We start from the raw sequence: 18,985 nt of genomic DNA, 5'->3' as shown, positions 1-18,985 counted from the left end.
ACCCCGCGCAATGGCGGGGTTCAGACAACATGACAGAACGGCCGAGCCGATCAGCAAGGCTGCTTACAGCTGGGCTGCGTTTTCAGCCAGGTAGGAAGCCACGCCTTCGGCGCTCGGCTTCATGCCCTTCTTGCCCTTGTTCCAGCCAGCCGGGCACACTTCGCCGTGCTCTTCGGTGAATTGCAGTGCGTCAACCATGCGGATCATTTCATCCACATTGCGGCCCAGCGGCAGGTTGTTGACAACCTGATGCTGTACCACGCCAGCCTTGTCGATCAGGAAGGAACCACGGAAAGCCACGCCACCGTCGGCTTCCACATCAAAGGCCTTGCACAGGTCGTGCTGGATGTCGGCCACCAGGGTGTAACCAACTTCGCCAATGCCACCCTTTTCCACCGGGGTGTTGCGCCATGCAGCGTGGGTGAACTGGCTGTCGATGGACACACCGATCACTTCCACATTGCGGGCCTTGAATTCAGCCAGACGGTGATCGAAAGCGATCAGCTCGGACGGGCAGACGAAGGTGAAGTCCAGCGGGTAGAAAAACACCACGGCGTATTTGCCGGCAGTGGCTTCCTGGAAGGAGTAGTTGTCAACAATCTGACCATCGCCCAGAACGGCGGAGAAGGTTTTTTCACCAGCGAAGAACGGTGCTTGCTTACCAACGAGTACGGCCATGCGGATCTCCTTGTGTTGTTGATGTGGCAGCGTTTGCGGTATCGGGCAATACGCAAACGCTGCGGAATGCGGGGGCTTTATAAATCAGGCGGCAGAGAACGAGCAAATTGTAAATCCATATCATGTCGATAAAGTTTCACAATGAATGCCGCCGAAATTTGCTACCCATATCAGATGAGGCCAGCCATTGCCGGTTTCAAGCCTCGCTTTCCGGACAGCTTCTGCCTGGCGGCTTGCAGCATGAAAAAAACGGACACCTGGGTGTCCGTTCTTGTTTGCTGCCATTGCCATCAGGCTCAGGCTGCCGGTTCGGCTTTCTGACGCAGACGCAGGTTCAGTTCGCGCAGCTGCTTGTCGTCCACCGCATTCGGTGCATTGGTCAACAGGCACTGGGCGCGCTGGGTCTTGGGGAAGGCAATCACGTCGCGGATGGACTCGGCACCGGCCATCAGGGTAACCAGACGGTCCAGACCAAAGGCCAGGCCACCATGCGGCGGCGCGCCGAACTTCAGGTTGTCCAGCAGGAAGCCGAACTTGTTCTGCTGCTCTTCCGGGGTGATCTTCAGCGCAGCGAATACCTTTTCCTGCACATCGGCACGGTGAATACGCACCGAACCACCACCGATTTCCCAGCCGTTCAGCACCATATCGTAGGCACGTGCCAGGCAAGCACCCGGATCAGTGTCCATCAGGTCTTCGTGACCCGGTTTCGGGCTGGTGAACGGATGGTGGCAGGCAGTCCAGCGGTCGGCTTCTTCGTCGTGTTCGAACATCGGGAAGTCCACCACCCACAGCGGACGCCATTCACGTACGAAGTAACCACCCTTCTCGCCATGCTCGTGACCAATCTTGATACGCAGCGCGCCAATGGCTTCGTTCACCACCTTGGCCTTGTCGGCACCAAAGAAGATGATGTCGCCGTTGTCGGCACCGGTACGGGTGATGATTTCTTCCAGCGCAGCCACCGACAGGAACTTGACGATCGGGGATTGCAGGCCGCTGGTTTCGTCGTTGGTGATCTTGCTCTTGTCGTTGACCTTGATGTAAGCCAGACCCTTGGCACCATAGATGCCGACAAACTGGGTGTATTCGTCGATTTCCTTGCGCGACAGGGCAGCACCACCCGGTACACGCAGGGCCACCACGCGGCCGTTCGGCAGATCAGCGGCACCGCGGAATACCTTGAATTCCTCGGTCTTCATCAGATCGGTCAGCTCGGTGAACTTGAGCGACACGCGCAGGTCCGGCTTGTCCGAGCCGTAGTAGAACATGGCATCGTTGTAAGTCATGCGCGGGAACTTGCCCAGCTCGACATTCATCACGTCGCGGAAGATTTCCTGCGCCATGTTTTCGGTGATGTCCATGATCTCGTCCTCGTTCAGGAACGAGGTTTCGATATCGATCTGGGTGAATTCGGGCTGACGGTCAGCACGCAGGTCTTCGTCGCGGAAGCACTTGGTGATCTGGTAGTAGCGGTCGAAGCCGGCCACCATCAGCAGCTGCTTGAACAGCTGCGGCGATTGCGGCAGGGCAAAGAACTCGCCCGGATGCACGCGGGACGGCACCAGGTAGTCACGCGCACCTTCCGGGGTGGAACGGGTCAGCATCGGGGTTTCGATGTCGATGAAGCCCTGCTTGTCCAGGTGATTACGCACGCCCATGGCCACGCGGTAGCGCAGACGCAGGTTCTTTTGCATCGGCGCACGACGCAGGTCGATCACGCGATTCAGCAGACGCACGTTTTCCGAGATGTTCTCGTCGTCGATCTGGAACGGCGGGGTGGCGGCGCTGTTGAGGATTTCGATTTCCTTGGCCAGGATTTCGATTTCGCCGGAAATCATCTTGCTGTTGGCAGTACCGGCCGGGCGCTCGCGCACGATGCCGGTGATGGCCAGCACGTACTCGTTACGGCTGCTGTCGGCCAGCTTGAAGGCTTCCGGGGTATCCGGGTCAATCACCACCTGTACCAGGCCTTCGCGGTCGCGCAGGTCGATGAAGATCACACCGCCGTGGTCACGGCGACGATGCGCCCAACCTTTCACGGTGACGGTCTGGCCGAGGTATTTCTTATCAATAAGTCCGCAGTAGTCGGTACGCATCGGGTAACCCTTAGTATTGAATTCTGTATTGGTCATTCTGAATGAAACGAGCGTCTGCCGGAGCATGCCGGCAGAACGCTTAAGCTTGCTGGTTCTTGTTGCCACCCTGGGCATCTGGCGCCGGGGCGGGAACCACCACACCCATGGAAATCACGTACTTGAGGGCATCATCCACGCTCATGGCCAATTCGCGTGTATCGCGCTTGGGCACCATGATGAAATAGCCGGAAGTCGGGTTCGGTGTGGTCGGCACATACACACTGACGTGTTCTTCCTCGCCCATTTGCGCCACCACCTGCGGTGCCGGCGAACCGGTCTGGAAGGCTACCGTCCAGCTGTCCTGGTGTGGCCAGCGCACCAGCAGGGCCTTTTTGAAGGCCTGGCCGGAATCCGACAGCAGCGTGTCGCTCACCTGCTTGACGCTGCTGTAGATGGACTTGACGAAGGGCGTGCGCGACATCAGGCCATGCCAGAAATCCACCAGCCTTTGCCCCAGCACGTTGGCGGCCAGCATGCCGGTGCCCAGCAGCATCAGGAAGGCAAACACCACGCCCAGGCCCGGAATGCTGAAACCGAACAGCTGTTCGGGCTGCCATTCATGTGGCAGCAGGTTCAGCGTCTGGTCCAGGGAGCCAATGATCAGGCTCAGCACCCACAGGGTGATACCCAGCGGCAGCCAGATCAGCAGGCCGGCAACCAGGTAGCCCCGTACGGTCATTTTGATGTGTGTCATGGGGGTTTAAGCGCACCCGCCGCCGCAAGAGCCGTTGCCACAGCTGTGACCACCACCGCCAGAGCTGCCGTTCTTGAAGTCGGTTTCATACCAGCCGGAACCCTTCAGCTGGAAACCGGCAGCAGACAGCTGCTTGTGATAGTCGGCACTGCCACAAGCCGGGCACTGGGCGATCGGATCGTCGCTCATCTTCTGCAAATGTTCCTTGGCTGCGCCACAGGCGGTGCAGCGGTATTCGTAGATCGGCATATTCCTTGCTCCAACCACTATCTAAATGGCATAAATGGCGTATTCTTGCTACAGTGCAACATGAATTTTTGCTACGGTGCAACATAGACTTTGCTACGGTGCACAATAACGCGGGTCATGTGACCTATGATGCAAAATGCGGTCAGGACAGGCAAATGCAAGTCGCCAGCCCGCAAACGGACGATTATATCCGACTGACGCCGCAATACAAAAATGCTGTTTTTCACGCACTCGCAATATCGCGCTGCCAGGATGCATCAAACCCGTCATCGACCCGCCAAACCCAAGAGGATTCCATGGACAGCATCCGCAACATCATCAGTGGCAAAAAAGGCCTGATTGTCGGTATCGCCAACGAAAACAGCATTGCCTATGGCTGCGCCAGCGTGCTGCGCGAGCTGGGTGCCGAAGTGGCCGTCACCTACCTGAACGCCAAGGCGGAAAAATACGTCCGCCCGCTGGCGGAAAAACTGGAAGCCCCGCTGGTACTGCCGCTGGACGTGGAACAGCCGGGCCAGATGCAAGAGGTGTTCGCCAATATCGAACAACTGTGGGGCAAGCTGGACTTTGTCATCCACTCCATTGCCTTTTGCCCGATGGAAGACTTGCATGGCCGCGTGGTGGACTGCTCGCGTGAGGGCTTCCAGCAAGCCATGCATGTATCGTGCTACTCCTTTGTGGAAATGGCCCGTCATGCCGAACCGCTGATGAAGGACGGTGGCTCGCTGATTACCATGAGCTACTACGGCGCGGACAAAGTGGTGGAAAACTACAACATGATGGGCCCGGTGAAGGCGGCACTGGAGAGCGTGTCGCGTTACATGGCCAGCGAACTGGGCCACAAGGGCATTCGCGTGCATGCGGTTTCGCCCGGCCCGCTCAAGACTCGTGCCGCCTCCGGCATTGCCCATTTCGACCAGCTGATCGACGACGCCATTGCCCGAGCACCGCAAAACAAGCTGGTGGACATCGAAGACGTGGGCATGACCTGCGCCTTCCTTATTTCCAACGCCGCCCGCAGCCTGACCGGCCAGACCATCTACGTTGATGGCGGCCACCACATCATGGCCTGATGACACCACGGCCAGCAGCCTGACCGCTGGCCTCCTCCTGCCTGCGCTCCGGAGACCCTGAATGACCCGCGATGACAAAGCATTTGACGACATCCTGCAACAGGCCACCGCACAAGGCCCGCTCCCCATGGCTGTGGCCCATCCCTGCAGCCGTGAAGCACTGCTGGGTGCGGTAGAGGCCGCCGATCACGGCATTGCCACGCCCATCCTGATTGGCCCGCGCAGCAAACTGGTGAAGCTGGCCGAAGAGCTGGATGTGGACATCAGCCGTTTCGAGCTGATCGACACCCCGCACAGCCATGCATCGGCCGAACAGGCGGTCAAACTGGTGCGTGACGGCTATGCCGACATCCTGATGAAGGGCAGCCTGCATACCGACGAATTCATGACTGAAGTACTGGCGCGCGACACCGGCATCCGCACCGACCGCCGCATCAGCCACGTGTTCATCATGAAAGTGGAAAGTTATCCGCGTTATCTGTTCATCACCGACGCTGCCATCAGCATCGAACCGGACCTGATGACCAAGCGCGACATCTGCCAGAACGCCATCGACCTCACCCATGCGCTGGGCATTGCCCGCCCCAAGGTGGCCATTCTGGCGGCGGTGGAAACCATCAACCCGGCCATGCGCGCCACGCTGGATGCCGCGGCGCTGTGCAAGATGGCTGATCGCGGCCAGATTACCGGTGCCGTGCTGGATGGCCCGCTGGCTTTTGACAATGCCATCTCGCATGAAGCCGCCGACACCAAGGGCATTGTGTCTCCGGTGGCGGGTGATCCGGACATCCTGCTGGTGCCTGAGCTGGAATCCGGCAACATGCTGGCCAAGCAGCTCACTTATCTGGCGGCTGCTGCCTCCGCCGGCATCGTGATGGGCGCACGCGTGCCCATTGTGCTGACCAGCCGCGCCGAAGACGCCACCGGCCGTCTGGCCTCTGCCGCCGTCGCCAATGTACTGGCCCATCGCCGCCGCGGAGCCAGCCAGTGATCAAGGCCCTGATTGCCGTCAATGCCGGCTCCTCCACGCTCAAGTTCCGCGCGTATGCCATGGAGGGCGGTGCGCTGCTGATGCGCGGCCTGATCGACCATTTCGGCCAGCCGCACACCAGCCTCAGCCTGCACGACACCCTGCATAAGCAACTGGAAGAGCGCGAGCTGGGTGATGACAGCCGCGAAGCTGCCGTGGCCGCCATGCTCAACACTCTGGCCGATCACGGCATTGCCGTCACCGCCGTGGTGCACCGCGTGGTACACGGCGGCAGTCGCTTCCATCAGATCACCCTGCTGGACGAGTCTGTCTGCCAGGCACTGGATGACTATGTGCCGCTGGCCCCGCTACACCAGCCGGTCAGCCTGCAAGTGATCGAAGCTTTCCGCACCGTGGATGCCGGGCTGCTGCAACTGGCCTGCTTTGATACCGCCTTCCATGCCAGCCAGCCGGAAGTCGCCACCCGCTTTGGCATTGCCCGGCACTGGCATGAAGAAGGCGTGCGGCGTTACGGCTTTCACGGTCTGTCCTATGCCTCCATCAGCCATCGCCTGCCGGAGCTGAACCTGGCCGAGCGCAAGGTGGTGGTGTGCCATCTGGGCAGTGGCAGCAGCGCCTGCGCCATCGAACATGGGCAAAGCGTGGCATCCAGCATGGGCTTTTCTGCGGTGGACGGGCTGATGATGGGCACGCGCCCCGGCTATCTGGACCCGGAAGTGGTGCTGTACTGGATGGAACATGAAGGCATGGGGGTACGCGAGGTACGGCGTGAGCTGTACAAGAACTCCGGCCTGCTGGGCGTCTCCGGCGGTCTGTCGGCCGACATGCGCGAGCTGCTTGCCAGCAAACTGCCTGCGGCACGCGAAGCGGTAGAGCTGTACTGCTACCGCATCGTGCGGGAAATTGCCTCGCTGGCCGCTGCCATGAAGGGGCTGGATGCCATCATCTTTACCGCCGGCATTGGCGAACATTCGGCAGAAGTACGTGGCCGGGTGCTGGGCCAGCTGGGCTGGCTGGGTTTTGCGGTCGACCATGCGGCCAACCTGGCACATGCCCGCCAGCTGACCGCAGCCAACAGCCAGCACCACGCTTATGTGCTGGATACCGACGAAGAAGGCGAGATGGCCAGACAGGCGTTTTCCTTGCTAAACCAGTAGGCAATATGGCGTGGCAAATGCACCACACCCCACGCCACGTGGACAAACAAAAAGCCCCGCAACGGCGGGGCTTTCATGCATTTCTTGCAGCGCTGGGCTGGAATCAGGCCATGGCCTTGATCTGAGCGGACAGACGGCTCTTATGACGAGCTGCCTTGTTCTTGTGGAACACGCCCTTGTCAGCGATACGGTCGATTACTTTGGTGGAAGCGTGGAACACAACCTTGGCCGCAGCCTTGTCACCACCTTCAATTGCCTTAAGCACTTTCTTTACTGCAGTACGGAACGCAGTACGCAGGCTGGCGTTGTGCGCGCGCTGCTTAAGGGCTGTGCGTGCACGCTTGCGAGCTTGTGCGCTGTTAGCCATGAATCTTTCTCCTGATGAGCGGAATCTGAAACCCGCGATTCTAAGCCTTAACAGCAGGTTTTGCAACAATAAACCCGCCAGCGTAAACTAGCCGGCTTGCTCAACCCTCCCACCCATCATCAATGAACCTGCTCAAGGCGCTGGCTGCAGTCAGCAGCATGACCATGGTGTCGCGCATTCTCGGCCTGGTCCGCGACACGCTTATCGCCCGCGTATTTGGTGCCGGCATGTCGGCAGATGCCTTCAATGCTGCCTTCAAGATTCCCAACATGTTGCGCCGCCTGTTTGCCGAGGGCGCATTCTCGCAAGCCTTCGTCCCCATCCTGGGTGAATACAAGAACCAGAAAACCGAAGAGGAAACCCGCGAATTTGTCGCCAAGGTCACCGGCGTGCTGGGTTCGGTGCTATTGCTGGTCACCGCCATCGGCATGCTGGCCGCCCCGGCCATCATGTGGATTTCCGCCCCTGGCTTTTATCGTGAACCGGCCAAGGCGGCCTTGTTTGCCGACATCCTGCGCGTGTCGTTTCCTTATATCTTTTTCATTTCGCTGTCCTCGATGACCGGCAGCATTCTCAATAGCTGGGGCAAGTTCTCGATTCCGGCCTTCACGCCCACTTTCCTGAACCTCAGCTTCATCGTGTTTGCGCTGTTTTTCACCCACAGCTTTCACCCGCCCATCATGGCCATGGCCTGGGCGGTATTTGTTGGCGGGCTGATCCAGCTGGTTTGGCAACTGCCCTTTCTCAAGCAGATCGGCATGCTCACCATGCCCATCTTCGACTTCAAGGATGCCGCGGTATGGCGGGTGATCCGCCAGATGGGCCCGGCCATTTTCGGCGTGTCGGTGGCGCAGATCTCGCTGTTGATCAACTCCACCTTTGCCTCCTTCCTGCCCACTGGCAGCGTGTCGTGGATGTATTACGCCGACCGTCTGATGGAATTCCCTTCCGGCGTGCTGGGCGTGGCACTGGGGACCATCCTGCTGCCCTCGCTGTCCAAGCACGCAGCCAGCAAGTCGGATAGCGAATTCAGCGTACTGCTGGACTGGGGTATCCGCCTGTCGCTGCTGCTGGCAGTACCGGCTACCGTGGGGCTGGGCCTGTTGTCCGGCCCCTTGCTGTCCACCCTGTTCATGTATGGCCGCTTTACCGCCCACGATGCGCTGATGTCGCAGCAGGCGGTGATTGCCTACTCCTTTGGCCTGCTGGGGCTGATTCTGGTCAAGGTACTGGCACCAGGCTTTTATGCACGGCAGGACATCAAGACGCCGGTGCGCATTGCGCTGATTACCCTGTGCTGCACCCAGCTGATGAATCTGGCCTTTGTCTTCCCGCTCAAGCATGCCGGGCTGGCACTGTCGATCGGCCTGGCCTCCTGCCTGAATGCCGGCCTGCTGCTCTCCACCCTGCTCAAGCGCCAGATCTACCAGCCGCAAGCGGGCTGGAGCAGCTTCCTTGGCAAGATGGCACTGGCTATTCTGGCCATGGCTGCGGTATTGCTGTTGCTGCAAGCCGTACTGCCCATCCACTGGGACGGCCACGCCTGGCAACGGGTGCTCTGGCTGACGCTGCTGGTGGTGGCCGGGGCCATTACTTATTTCGCCATGCTGTTTGCGCTGGGTTTCCGTCCGCGCCAGTTCATGCGCCGTGAACATTGATACCGTTTTGCAAGGAGTCGCCATGAAACCCCAAGCCATGTCACCGGAACAGTCCCCGCTGGGCAAGACCGTCAGCTATCAGGACCAGTACGACGCCAGCCTGCTGTTTCCCATTCCGCGCAAGATGAAACGCGATGAAATCGGCGTTAACGAACAGGCACTGCCGTTTGCCGGTGTGGATATCTGGACCGGTTTCGAACTGTCCTGGCTGAATGCACGCGGCAAACCGCAGGTGGGCATTGCCACCTTCCGCATTCCGGCAGACAGCCCCAACCTGATCGAATCCAAGTCGTTCAAGCTCTACCTGAACAGCTATAACCAGACCCGCATCGCCAGCCTGGCCGAATTGCAGGCCCAACTGGCGCTGGACCTGTCCAACGCTGCCGGCGGCAGCGTCACGGTCAGCGTGCAGCTGCCGCAGGACTTTGCTGCCGAGCGCATTGCCGAACTGGCTGGCGACTACATCGACGAGCAGGACATCGCTGTGGACAACTACGCACCCTGCCCGGACATCCTGCGTGCCGATACCAGCAATATCGTGAGCGAAACCCTGTGCAGCAATCTGCTGAAGTCCAACTGTCTGGTGACCGGCCAGCCGGACTGGGGCAGCGTGCAAATCCGCTACACCGGCCCCAAGCTGGACCGAGAAGCGCTGCTGCGCTACCTGATCGGCTTCCGTCAGCACAACGAATTCCACGAGCAATGCGTGGAGCGCATCTTCACCGACATCCTGCGCGCCTGCGCACCGGAACAGCTGACGGTATACGCCCGCTACACCCGCCGTGGCGGCCTGGACATCAACCCCTGGCGCAGCAATGCCGAGCAGGCACCGAAGGACAATATCCGGACGGCACGGCAATAAAGTACTTCACCGCGCCAAATAAAAAAGGATGCCACCAGGCATCCTTTTTTGTTTGCTTGCCACACCACACTCAAAACGGCGTGGGCGCGTCGAATTCCATCTCTTCCTGCGTCACCGGGTGACGCAACACCAGCCGCGATGCATGCAGCAGCAGACGGTCGGCCTTGGCCAGCGCCTCCGGTGGCGCGTAGATGTCATCACCCAGAATCGGGTGGCCGCTTTCCAGATGCAGCATGTGCATGCGCAACTGGTGGGCGCGCCCGGTTTGCGGGTCCAGCTCCATGCGTGAGGTCTGGCGTGCGGTATCTCGCGACACCACACGGTAATGGGTAATGGCCTCTTTGCCTTCGACATGGTCGATTTTCTGGCGCGGGCGATTGGGCCAGTCGATGATCAGCGGCAGGTCGATGGTGCCGCTATTGCTTTCCACAATACCGTCCACCACAGCGATATAGCGCTTCTTCACCTTGCGGTCCATGAAGGCAATGGACAGCGCCCGCTGCATGGCAGCACCACGACCAAAGATCACCAGGCCTGATGTGGCCATGTCCAGCCGGTGCACAGTCAGCGCATCCGGATACACTTTTTGCACCCGGCTGATCAGGCAGTCGTCCTTGCCCTCGCCACGGCCCGGCACCGACAGCAGGCCGGAGGGCTTGTCCACCACCAGCAGGCAGTCATCCACGTAAATGACTGACAGGCCGGTATCCGGCGGCGGCGTGTAGTTTTCCAGATTATGGGCTTGGCTCATGGCGGCAACAGGGGAACAGAATAAGTAAAGAGCGGCGATTATCTTACCCCCGGCCCAGCTTCACAAGCTGTCACCCTGCATTTGCCGGGGAATTGCCACTTGAAATGGCAGCGCAACGCCATCACCCTGTCATGATCAGATCATTCCCCATGCAAGGAGCAGTCATGCCGGAGCGTTTTTACCTCGACCCATACCAAACCACCCTGGAAACCACGGTCATCCGTCATGACGATGCCGGCCTGGTGCTGGCAGACACCCTGTGTTACCCGCTGGGTGGCGGCCAGCCGGGTGATACCGCCACGCTCACCCTGGCAGACGGCAGCACGCTGGCCATCAGCGATACCCGCCGCAACCGCGAAACCCGCGAGATTCTGCACATCACGGCGGCCGATGCACAGCGACTGGCTGCGGGCAGCGCCGTCACCCTGACGCTGGACTGGGCGCGCCGTCATCGTCACATGCGGGTGCATACCGGCCTGCATCTGCTGTCGGTGGTGATCAAGGCCGGGGTCACCGGTGGCAATCTGACCGCAGAAGGCGGTCGACTGGATTTTGATTTGCCGGAAGGCATGGAGCTGGACAAGGACGAGATCGAGGCCGGCCTGAATGCGCTGGTGGCACAGGACCTGGCGGTGAGCATCCAGATGACCAGCGGCGCAGCGCTGAAAGCCCGTCCGGAGCTGATCAAGACCATGTCGGTCACCCCGCCGCTGGAGCTACCGGAAATCCGCCTGATCGAAATCGACGGCGTCGACCTGCAACCCTGTGGCGGCACCCATGTGCGCCGCACCGGAGAAATCGGCCGCCTGCTGGTGAAAAAGATTGAAAGCAAGGGCGCGCGCAACAAGCGGGTGGTGGTGACGCTGGCCGACTGAGGCCTGCCTGACAAGTACTGCATGAAAAACGGGACCTCACGGTCCCGTTTTGCTTGTGCTGGCAGCCTGCGGAATCAGATATCCGCTTCCACCTCGTTACCCTTGGCTTCCATCCAGCTACGGCGGCTGGAGGCCTCGCCCTTGCCCATCAGCATGACAAAGGTGGACAGGGTTTGCGCCATTTCACCCGGACGAACCTGCACCCGCGACAGACGGCGAGTATCCGGATTCATGGTGGTGTCCTTCAACTGCTCCGGGTTCATCTCGCCCAGACCTTTGAAGCGCGAGATGCCCCAGCTGCCTTCGCGCACATTCTCGCTGCGCAGACGGTCCAGAATGGCATTGAGCTCGCCTTCGTCCAGCGCGTAAATCTTGCGTGGCGGACGGTTCTTGCCCGAACCCGGCACATCCACGCGGAACAGCGGCGGCTGGGCGATGTAGATATTGCCGTTTTCGATCAGCCGCGGGAAATGGCGGAAGAACAAGGTGAGCAACAGCACCTGGATGTGCGAGCCGTCCACGTCGGCATCGGACAGGATGGCAATCTTGCCGTAACGCTGGCTGGACAGGTCCGGGTGATCATCCGGCCCATGCGGGTCCACCCCGATGGCGACGGAAATATCGTGGATTTCGGCATTGGAAAACAGCTGGTCCTTGTCGGTTTCCCAGCTGTTGAGCACCTTGCCACGCAAGGGCAGGATGGCCTGGTATTCCTTGTCGCGCGCCAGCTTGGCCGAGCCACCGGCCGAGTCACCTTCCACCAGAAACAGCTCGTTGCGTTCGATGTCTTCGCTTTCGCAATCGGTCAGCTTGCCCGGCAACACGGCTACGCCGGAGCCCTTTTTCTTTTCCACCTTCTTGACTGACTTCAGTCGCGACTGCGCCTGGCGGATGGCCAGCTCGGCAATCTTCTTGCCGGCCTCCACATTCTGGTTCAGCCATAGTTCCACCGGGTCGCGCGCCAGGCTGGAAATCAGTTTCAGCGCATCGCGGCTGGTGAGCTTGTCCTTGGTCTGGCCCTGGAATTGCGGGTCCAGCACGCGGGCCGACAACACGAAGCGCACCCGGCTCCACACGTCTTCCGCCATCAGCTTGACGCCGCGCGGCAGCAGGTTGTGGTGGTCAATGAAGCTCTTCACCGCATCAAACACGCCTGCGCGCAAGCCAGCCTCGTGAGTACCGCCGGACGGGGTGGGAATCAGGTTGACATAGCTCTCGCCACTGGCACCGTCCTCAAACCAGGCCATCGCCCACTGCACGCCTTCGCCCTTGGCAAATTGCTCGTGGTCGTCACCGATATAGGCCTCGGCGGCAAACAGCGGTGCAATCGGCTCGTCGCCGTTGCACAGCTCGGCCAGATAGCTCTTCAGGCCCTGCGGATACTGCCATACCTTGACCTCGTCGCCACTGGGCTTCTCAACGGTCAGCGATACCGCCACGCCGGGCAGCAACACCGCCTTGGCGCGCAGCAGGCGCTCCAGTTCCGGCAAGGAATAACGCGGGCTTTCAAAATACTTGCCATCCGGCCACACTCGCACACGGGTGCCGCTGGTACGCGGGCCGCAGTCGCCAACGCGGGCCAGGGGTTCAATCACATCACCGCCGGAAAACACTAGGCGGTGCACGCCACCCTCACGCTTGACCTCGACTTCCAGCCGGGTGGACAAGGCATTGGTGACTGACACCCCCACCCCGTGCAAACCACCGGAGAAGGCATAGGCACCGCCATCCTTCTTGTTGAACTTGCCGCCAGCATGCAGCCGGGTGAATACCAGTTCCACCACCGGCACGCCCTCTTGCGGATGCAGGCCAACCGGAATGCCGCGACCATCGTCTTCCACCGACAAGGAACCATCCTGGTGCACGGTAACGGCAATCTTGCGGGCATAGCCGCCCAGCGCCTCGTCAGCCGCGTTATCAATCACTTCCTGACAGATATGGGTGGGGTCGGTGGTGCGGGTGTACATGCCCGGCCTTTCCTTGACCGGCTCCAGCCCCTTGAGCACTCGTACCGAAGATTCGTCGTACTGTTGAGTCATAAATATATCGTCGCCTGTAGCGGCCCTGTGCGCAGGGCCTGCCTGGTGATGTCACCATCCCCGCAGGGATGGCCATGATGCTCAAACGGCAGCCCAGGGCCGCCGCTTGCTAGATGGGTGAAGCAAACCGCCAGGCGGTTCAGTGATCCTGCTGCGGGCCCGGCAGGCCTTCGACCAGCGGCGCCGCCTTGGCCGGCTGGCGCATGCGCTGCAGGAACGCGTCGTAGCTTTCCATTCCCTTGAGGAAACGGGACAGCTCGGTCAGCGCGCGGATATACACATCACGCTTGAACTCGATGACGGCATCCACCGGTGCCCAGTAATCATTCCAGCGCCAGCCGTCAAATTCCGGATGGCTGCTGGCACGCAGGCAGACGTCGCAATCCCGCCCGGTCAGCCGCAACAGGAACCAGATCTGCTTCTGCCCCTTGTAGCTGCCACGCCATTCGCGGCGCACCCAGTTGCTGGGCACTTCGTAACGCAGCCAGTCGCGGGTTCGCCCCACAATCTTGACATGTTGCGGCAACAGCCCGACTTCCTCCAGAAGCTCGCGGTACATTGCCGCTTCCGGACTTTCGCCCGGCTTGATGCCTCCTTGCGGAAATTGCCAGGAATGTTCGCGTACCCGCTTGCCCCAGAACACCTCATTTTTTCCGTTGATGAGGATGATTCCGACATTGGGGCGATATCCGTCCCGGTCCAGCATGAAAAAAACCTGCAATTCGTCTAGTTGACCGAATTTTTGCACATTTCGACAGCTCTTGCCATGCGCCTGACGCGAGGCACAAGCTGCGATTCCACCACACTGGCTTTACCCGGGCATGAAATAAATTGACGGTACAGGGCAAAGGCGTTTAAAAATCCAGCACAACAACTGTTTCACTCCACACGGAAAACCAAGCGACCATGCCCGTCCATTCACCCATCGCCATGCGCCATGCACTGCCTGCTGCAGTGTCGGTGCCGTGCGCCTGGGTCAATCCGACCGCCCTGTCGCTGGGCTTTTTCATCCAGCCATTCACTGCAGTCGGTCACCGCTAGCGTCTTGCCGTTTTGCCCGCCCAAAGGGCGGCTCTCGACAAATCAACGCACAAGGACCCTTCATGCACACTTCTGCAGAATGGCTGCATCAGCACGGCATTCGTCATGTCGAATGCCTGTTTTCCGACATCACCGGTAGTGCACGCGGCAAGATTCTCCCCGTTAGCAGCGTGGCCAGCGGCAGCGAATTGCGCTTCTCCCAGGTAGGCCTGATGCAAAGCATCACCGGCGACTGCCTGCAAGAGCTGGTTCCCGAACTGGACCCGGACATGGTGCTGCACCCTGACTACAGCACACTGCGCCGCCTGCCCTGGTGTCGCGAACCCACGGCCATGCTGATTCACGACTGCCATCACGAGGACGGCAGCCTGGTGGAATTTGCACCGCGCAATGTGCTGCGCCGCGTACTCGAGCGCTACCGTGCACAGGGGCTGACGCCGGTAGTTGCACCTGAGATGGAGTTTTACCTGTTCGCCCGGCGCCAGGGGCTGGATGAGGCACCGCAAGCCCCGGCCTGCTACGGCAAGGACGGCGACAGCCTGCGCCAACCCTATGCACTGGACCGGCTGCACGACCTGGAGGCCGTGCTGGAAGACATCCGCCATGGCTGCGAGCTGCTGGGCATTGGCGCCGACACCCTGCTGCAGGAAGTCGGCTGCGGTCAGCTGGAAATCAATCTGCAACACGGCGATGCATTAGCCTTGGCCGACCAGGCCTTCCTGTTCAAGCGGATGGTGCGCCACGCGGCGGCACGCCATGGCCTGGAAGCCTGTTTCATGGCCAAGCCGCTAGCCAATGATGCCGGTAGCGCCATGCATATCCATCAGAGCCTGATCCATGCCGACAGCCAGCGAAATGCCTTCTCGCAGGACAACGGCCAGCCTGCCGCGCGCTTTGCCCACTATATCGGTGGCCTGCAGCGCTATCTGCCCGATGCTCTGCTGCTGCTTGCCCCTTACGTGAATTCCTATCGCCGGCTGGCACCGTTCACCGCAGCGCCCATCAATGTGGAATGGGGCCATGACAATCGCACCTGTGGTCTGCGTGTTCCGCATAGCGGTCCACAGGCACGCCGGGTGGAAAACCGGCTGCCGGGCGTGGATGCCAACCCCTATCTCGCTCTGGCCACCACGCTGGCCTGCGGTTTGCTTGGCATGCAACAGGAGCTGGAACCAAGTGCCCCGCTAGATTGCAGCGCCTATGGCCGGCCTTATGCTTTTGCCCGCACGCAGCTGGAGGCTATCGAACGTCTGGCTGGCAATCAGGCACTGGCCGAACTACTGGGACCGCACTTTGTTGCAAGCTATTGTCAGCTCAAGCTGAGCGAATGGCAGGCATTCAACCAGACCGTGACTGCCTGGGAATACCGCCATCTGCTTGGTCAGGCATGAAAGAGGCCAGATGAAACGCGAACATGCACCCCATCTCAGTCAGTTTGACGGACATCACGTCAACTCCTGGTACGCCGCCAGTGCTCCCCTGCGCGAGCGCTACCCGGTGCTGGGCGAAGTGGTGCGCTGCGATGTTTGCGTGGTGGGAGCGGGGCTGACCGGATTGTCAGCCGCGCTCACCCTGGTGGAAAAGGGCTTGTCGGTAGCCGTACTGGAAGGTGCTCTGGTGGGCTTTGGCGCATCCGGACGCAATGGCGGGCAAATCCTGCATGGTTTTGCTGCCCCCTTCCGGGTCTTCGAGCAGCAATTGGGCACCCGTGCCGCCCGCCAATGCTGGGAAGCCTCGCTGGACGGACTGGCGCTGATTGCCAATCGTATTCACCAGCACCACATCGACTGTGATTTGCGCTGGGGTTTTCTCACCACCGCCAGCAATCGCCACCAGCATCAGCAGTTACGCAAACAATTGTCGACGCTGCACAGCTGTGGCTACCACGATGCACAATGGCTGGAAGGCAAGGAACTGGCGGAACAGATCAATTCACCTGTCTATACCGCTGCGCTGCACGACAGCGGTTGCGGCCACCTGCATCCACTAAAATATGCACAGGGGCTGGCACGCGCAGCATCCCGCGCCGGTGTCAGGCTGTTCGAACACAGTCCGGTGACTTCCATTGACGAGGACAGGCTGGGACTGCAAATCGGCACACCCGGCGGCTGGATCCGGGCGGACAAGATGGTACTGGCCTGCAATGTCGATATCGGAGCACTGCAACCGCAGCTGCGTCGCGCCATCCTGCCGGTTGAGTCGCACATCCTCGCCACAGCCCCGCTCACAGCCGAACACGCCGCCAGCTTGCTACCCGAAGGCGCTGCCGTTTGCAGCAGCGACAAGCTACTGGACTACTTCCGCCTGACGCCAGACCACCGCCTACTGTTTGGCGGGCGCACCAGCCGGCCCTATGCGCAACGACAAGCGCTGATTGCGGATCGGCATGCCCGCATGGTCAGCATTTTCCCCAGCCTCAACAATAGTCCGATCGACTACGCCTGGAGTGGGCATGTGGATATCGGCCCGGCCCGTCTGCCCCAGATTGGCCGTCAGGGACAGCGCGTCTACCATGCGCAGGGCTTTGCCGGACATGGGCTGGCCTTCACCGGTGTGGCCGGACAGATGATTGCCGAAGCCATTGCCGGAGACCTGGGCCGCTTTGACATCTTCAACAAGCTGTATGCCCACCCGCTACCGCTGCCGGCCTCCATGGAAGAAAGCCTGATCCGGCTGGGCAGCCTGTATTACCGCCTGCGCGATGCGCTAGGTTTCTAGACATCATGCAGCCAGGACTTGCGCCACAACAGACCTCAGGCAGCTGCATCCCCCAAAACAGGCAAACGATGCTAGGATGCCCCGATCAACTGTTTTACGCGTAATTCACATGGCATTTCTACTTTCCCGTCCCTCCCTGGAGCGTCTGCCACGCTTTGCGCTGACGGCCAGCGATTTTGCTTCCCTGCCATCTGCCGCCGACTTCCGCCAGACGCTGCTGAGCAAACTGGATTGCGCGCAACAGCGCATTTATATCGCGGCACTCTACCTGGAGCAGGACGAAGCCGGACAGGAAATACTGGCCGCCATCTTCGCTGCCAAGCAGCGCAACCCGGCACTGGATGTACGCATTCTGGTGGACTGGCATCGTGCGCAACGTGGCCGCATTGGCGAGAGCAATGTCAGCTGCAATGCCGCCTGGTATCGGAAAGAGGCCAGCCTGCATGCGGTAGAAGTACCCATTTATGGCGTCCCGACCCAAACCAGGGAGCTGTTCGGTGTTCTGCACCTGAAAGGCTTCATCATTGATGACCTGGTGATTTACAGCGGTGCCAGCCTCAACAATGTCTACTTGCACAAGCAGGACAAATACCGCTTCGACCGTTACCACCTGATTCAGAACATGGCATTGGCTGACTGCATGGCCAGTTTCATCCTGCAACACATCTGCAATGACGAGGCCGTATTCCGGCTCGACAAACCGGTTCCGGCCACGCGCAGCATCCGCAAGGAAATCCGTGCATTTCGTGCCCGACTGGAGCAAGCCCACTACCACCTGCCGCGACAGCAGATCAGCCAGCAAGGCATGGGAGTCACACCGATTGTCGGCCTGGGCAAGGGCAATCCGCTCAATCGTCTCATCCTGCAACTGATTGCTCATGCCCAGCACCGCCTGGTCATTTGCACTCCTTACTTCAACTTCCCCATGGCGGTGCTGCGCGCCATCAACCGTGCACTACGCCGTGGCGTTGAAGTCACCATCATCGTGGGCGACAAGACCGCCAACGATTTTTTCATTCCCGAATCCGAGCCATTCAAGCTGATCGGTGCCCTGCCCTATCTGTACGAAATGAATCTGCGCCGCTTCGCCAAGCGCCGTCAGGTCCAGATCGAAAACGGCAAGCTCAATCTGTGCCTGTGGAAAGATGGTGACAACAGCTATCACCTCAAAGGCATGTGGTGTGATGCACGGCACATCCTGCTGACCGGCAACAACATGAACCCGCGAGCCTTCCGACTGGATCTGGAAAACGCCTTGCTGATCCACGATCCGGAACAACAGCTGCAAGCCCAAAGCCATGCAGAGCAGCAACATATCCTGCAGCACACCACCCGCATCCATCACTACCGCCAACTGGAAAGTGTGCGCAGCTACCCGCTCAAGGTCCGCACCATCCTCACCAGGCTGAGTCGGGTACGTATCGACCGCATGCTCAACCTGATGCTGTAAGATAAAAAATTGCCGGCACCAATGCAAAAAGCCACCCCAGGGTGGCTTTTTGTTTGACTCTGCACGCTTTCGGGGCCGCAAATTAGTGGCAATTTTCCTCATGAGCAGTACCAATCCGCCAGCATTGCGCATGGCTGTTACCGCAGCCAGAATGCACAAAGCCCAGCTCGGTTGAGCTGGGCTTCGAATGGGGAGTCTGGCGGTGTCCTACTTTCACATGGCGAATGCCACACTATCATCGGCG

Annotated in this window: 18 protein-coding genes; 9 read left to right on the top strand and 9 right to left on the bottom strand. The window is 60.1% G+C overall.

Annotation, left to right across the window (positions count from 1 at the left end; translation table 11 throughout):
- Positions 1-63 precede the first annotated feature (63 nt).
- The 4 genes from JHD62_RS08805 to JHD62_RS08790 all read right to left on the bottom strand — a co-directional run bounded on the left by JHD62_RS08805 (position 64) and on the right by JHD62_RS08790 (position 3,759).
- The gene (locus JHD62_RS08805) at positions 64-678 is read right to left on the bottom strand and encodes a peroxiredoxin (protein ID WP_045847234.1); all 615 of its coding nucleotides are present in this window, start codon (positions 676-678) and stop codon (positions 64-66) included.
- A 296-nt stretch (positions 679-974) separates the two neighbouring features.
- Positions 975-2,777, bottom strand: a complete 1,803-nt coding sequence (gene aspS, locus JHD62_RS08800; RefSeq protein ID WP_199102569.1) for an aspartate--tRNA ligase — start codon at positions 2,775-2,777, stop codon at positions 975-977.
- A 79-nt stretch (positions 2,778-2,856) separates the two neighbouring features.
- Entirely contained in the window at positions 2,857-3,510 is a 654-nt protein-coding gene (locus JHD62_RS08795; protein ID WP_062788281.1) for a DUF502 domain-containing protein, read from the bottom strand.
- 6 nt (positions 3,511-3,516) lie between these two features.
- Entirely contained in the window at positions 3,517-3,759 is a 243-nt protein-coding gene (locus JHD62_RS08790; RefSeq protein WP_045847232.1) for an FmdB family zinc ribbon protein, read from the bottom strand.
- A 296-nt stretch (positions 3,760-4,055) separates the two neighbouring features.
- Between JHD62_RS08790 and fabI the strand changes: the two genes are divergently transcribed.
- The 3 genes from fabI to JHD62_RS08775 all read left to right on the top strand — a co-directional run bounded on the left by fabI (position 4,056) and on the right by JHD62_RS08775 (position 6,980).
- The gene (gene fabI / locus JHD62_RS08785) at positions 4,056-4,832 is read left to right on the top strand and encodes an enoyl-ACP reductase FabI (protein WP_131358035.1); all 777 of its coding nucleotides are present in this window, start codon (positions 4,056-4,058) and stop codon (positions 4,830-4,832) included.
- Positions 4,833-4,893: 61 nt separating this feature from the next.
- Positions 4,894-5,823: a phosphate acetyltransferase gene (locus JHD62_RS08780; RefSeq protein WP_199102568.1), complete on the top strand. Its 930-nt coding sequence runs from the start codon at positions 4,894-4,896 to the stop codon at positions 5,821-5,823.
- Positions 5,820-6,980: an acetate/propionate family kinase gene (locus JHD62_RS08775; protein WP_199102567.1), complete on the top strand. Its 1,161-nt coding sequence runs from the start codon at positions 5,820-5,822 to the stop codon at positions 6,978-6,980. The genes JHD62_RS08780 and JHD62_RS08775 overlap by 4 nt, the downstream gene beginning before the upstream one ends.
- 103 nt (positions 6,981-7,083) lie before the next feature.
- On the opposite strand, the gene rpsT is transcribed toward JHD62_RS08775, so the two are convergent.
- Complete coding sequence (rpsT, locus tag JHD62_RS08770; protein WP_045847229.1) at positions 7,084-7,347, bottom strand: 30S ribosomal protein S20; 264 nt, start codon at positions 7,345-7,347, stop codon at positions 7,084-7,086.
- Between the two features lie 122 nt (positions 7,348-7,469).
- On the opposite strand from rpsT, the gene murJ reads away from it, so the two are divergent.
- The gene (murJ, locus tag JHD62_RS08765; RefSeq protein WP_199102566.1) at positions 7,470-9,005 is read left to right on the top strand and encodes a murein biosynthesis integral membrane protein MurJ; all 1,536 of its coding nucleotides are present in this window, start codon (positions 7,470-7,472) and stop codon (positions 9,003-9,005) included.
- 22 nt (positions 9,006-9,027) lie between these two features.
- A complete protein-coding gene (gene queF / locus JHD62_RS08760) occupies positions 9,028-9,867 on the top strand; it encodes an NADPH-dependent 7-cyano-7-deazaguanine reductase QueF (RefSeq protein WP_233160778.1) in 840 nt (279 codons plus the stop codon).
- Between the two features lie 70 nt (positions 9,868-9,937).
- On the opposite strand, the gene JHD62_RS08755 is transcribed toward queF, so the two are convergent.
- On the bottom strand, positions 9,938-10,618 hold the full coding sequence (locus JHD62_RS08755) for a pseudouridine synthase (RefSeq protein ID WP_199102565.1): 681 nt from the start codon (positions 10,616-10,618) through the stop codon (positions 9,938-9,940).
- Positions 10,619-10,782: 164 nt separating this feature from the next.
- Between JHD62_RS08755 and JHD62_RS08750 the strand changes: the two genes are divergently transcribed.
- Positions 10,783-11,493, top strand: coding sequence for an alanyl-tRNA editing protein (locus JHD62_RS08750; RefSeq protein WP_199102564.1), 711 nt, complete (start codon positions 10,783-10,785; stop codon positions 11,491-11,493).
- A 74-nt stretch (positions 11,494-11,567) separates the two neighbouring features.
- Here JHD62_RS08750 and parE read toward each other — a convergent pair whose 3' ends face one another.
- From parE to JHD62_RS08735, 3 genes are all read right to left on the bottom strand, one after another.
- The gene (gene parE / locus JHD62_RS08745; RefSeq protein ID WP_370541046.1) at positions 11,568-13,538 is read right to left on the bottom strand and encodes a DNA topoisomerase IV subunit B; all 1,971 of its coding nucleotides are present in this window, start codon (positions 13,536-13,538) and stop codon (positions 11,568-11,570) included.
- Positions 13,539-13,671: 133 nt separating this feature from the next.
- Complete coding sequence (locus JHD62_RS08740; protein ID WP_199102562.1) at positions 13,672-14,238, bottom strand: RNA pyrophosphohydrolase; 567 nt, start codon at positions 14,236-14,238, stop codon at positions 13,672-13,674.
- Positions 14,239-14,386: 148 nt separating this feature from the next.
- Positions 14,387-14,542, bottom strand: a complete 156-nt coding sequence (locus tag JHD62_RS08735; protein ID WP_161937728.1) for a hypothetical protein — start codon at positions 14,540-14,542, stop codon at positions 14,387-14,389.
- Between the two features lie 93 nt (positions 14,543-14,635).
- On the opposite strand from JHD62_RS08735, the gene JHD62_RS08730 reads away from it, so the two are divergent.
- From JHD62_RS08730 to pssA, 3 genes are all read left to right on the top strand, one after another.
- Positions 14,636-15,964, top strand: a complete 1,329-nt coding sequence (locus JHD62_RS08730; protein ID WP_199102561.1) for a glutamine synthetase family protein — start codon at positions 14,636-14,638, stop codon at positions 15,962-15,964.
- Positions 15,965-15,974: 10 nt separating this feature from the next.
- Positions 15,975-17,291: an FAD-binding oxidoreductase gene (locus JHD62_RS08725; protein ID WP_199102560.1), complete on the top strand. Its 1,317-nt coding sequence runs from the start codon at positions 15,975-15,977 to the stop codon at positions 17,289-17,291.
- A 109-nt stretch (positions 17,292-17,400) separates the two neighbouring features.
- Positions 17,401-18,741, top strand: coding sequence for a CDP-diacylglycerol--serine O-phosphatidyltransferase (pssA, locus tag JHD62_RS08720; protein WP_199102559.1), 1,341 nt, complete (start codon positions 17,401-17,403; stop codon positions 18,739-18,741).
- The last annotated feature ends 244 nt before the right edge of the window (positions 18,742-18,985 follow it).

This window comes from Aquitalea sp. ASV11, from assembly GCF_016429185.1.
GTDB lineage: Bacteria > Pseudomonadota > Gammaproteobacteria > Burkholderiales > Chromobacteriaceae > Aquitalea > Aquitalea pelogenes.
The sequence above is the reverse complement of the archived record's forward strand: the minus strand, read 5'-3'. Positions and strand labels throughout refer to the sequence as shown.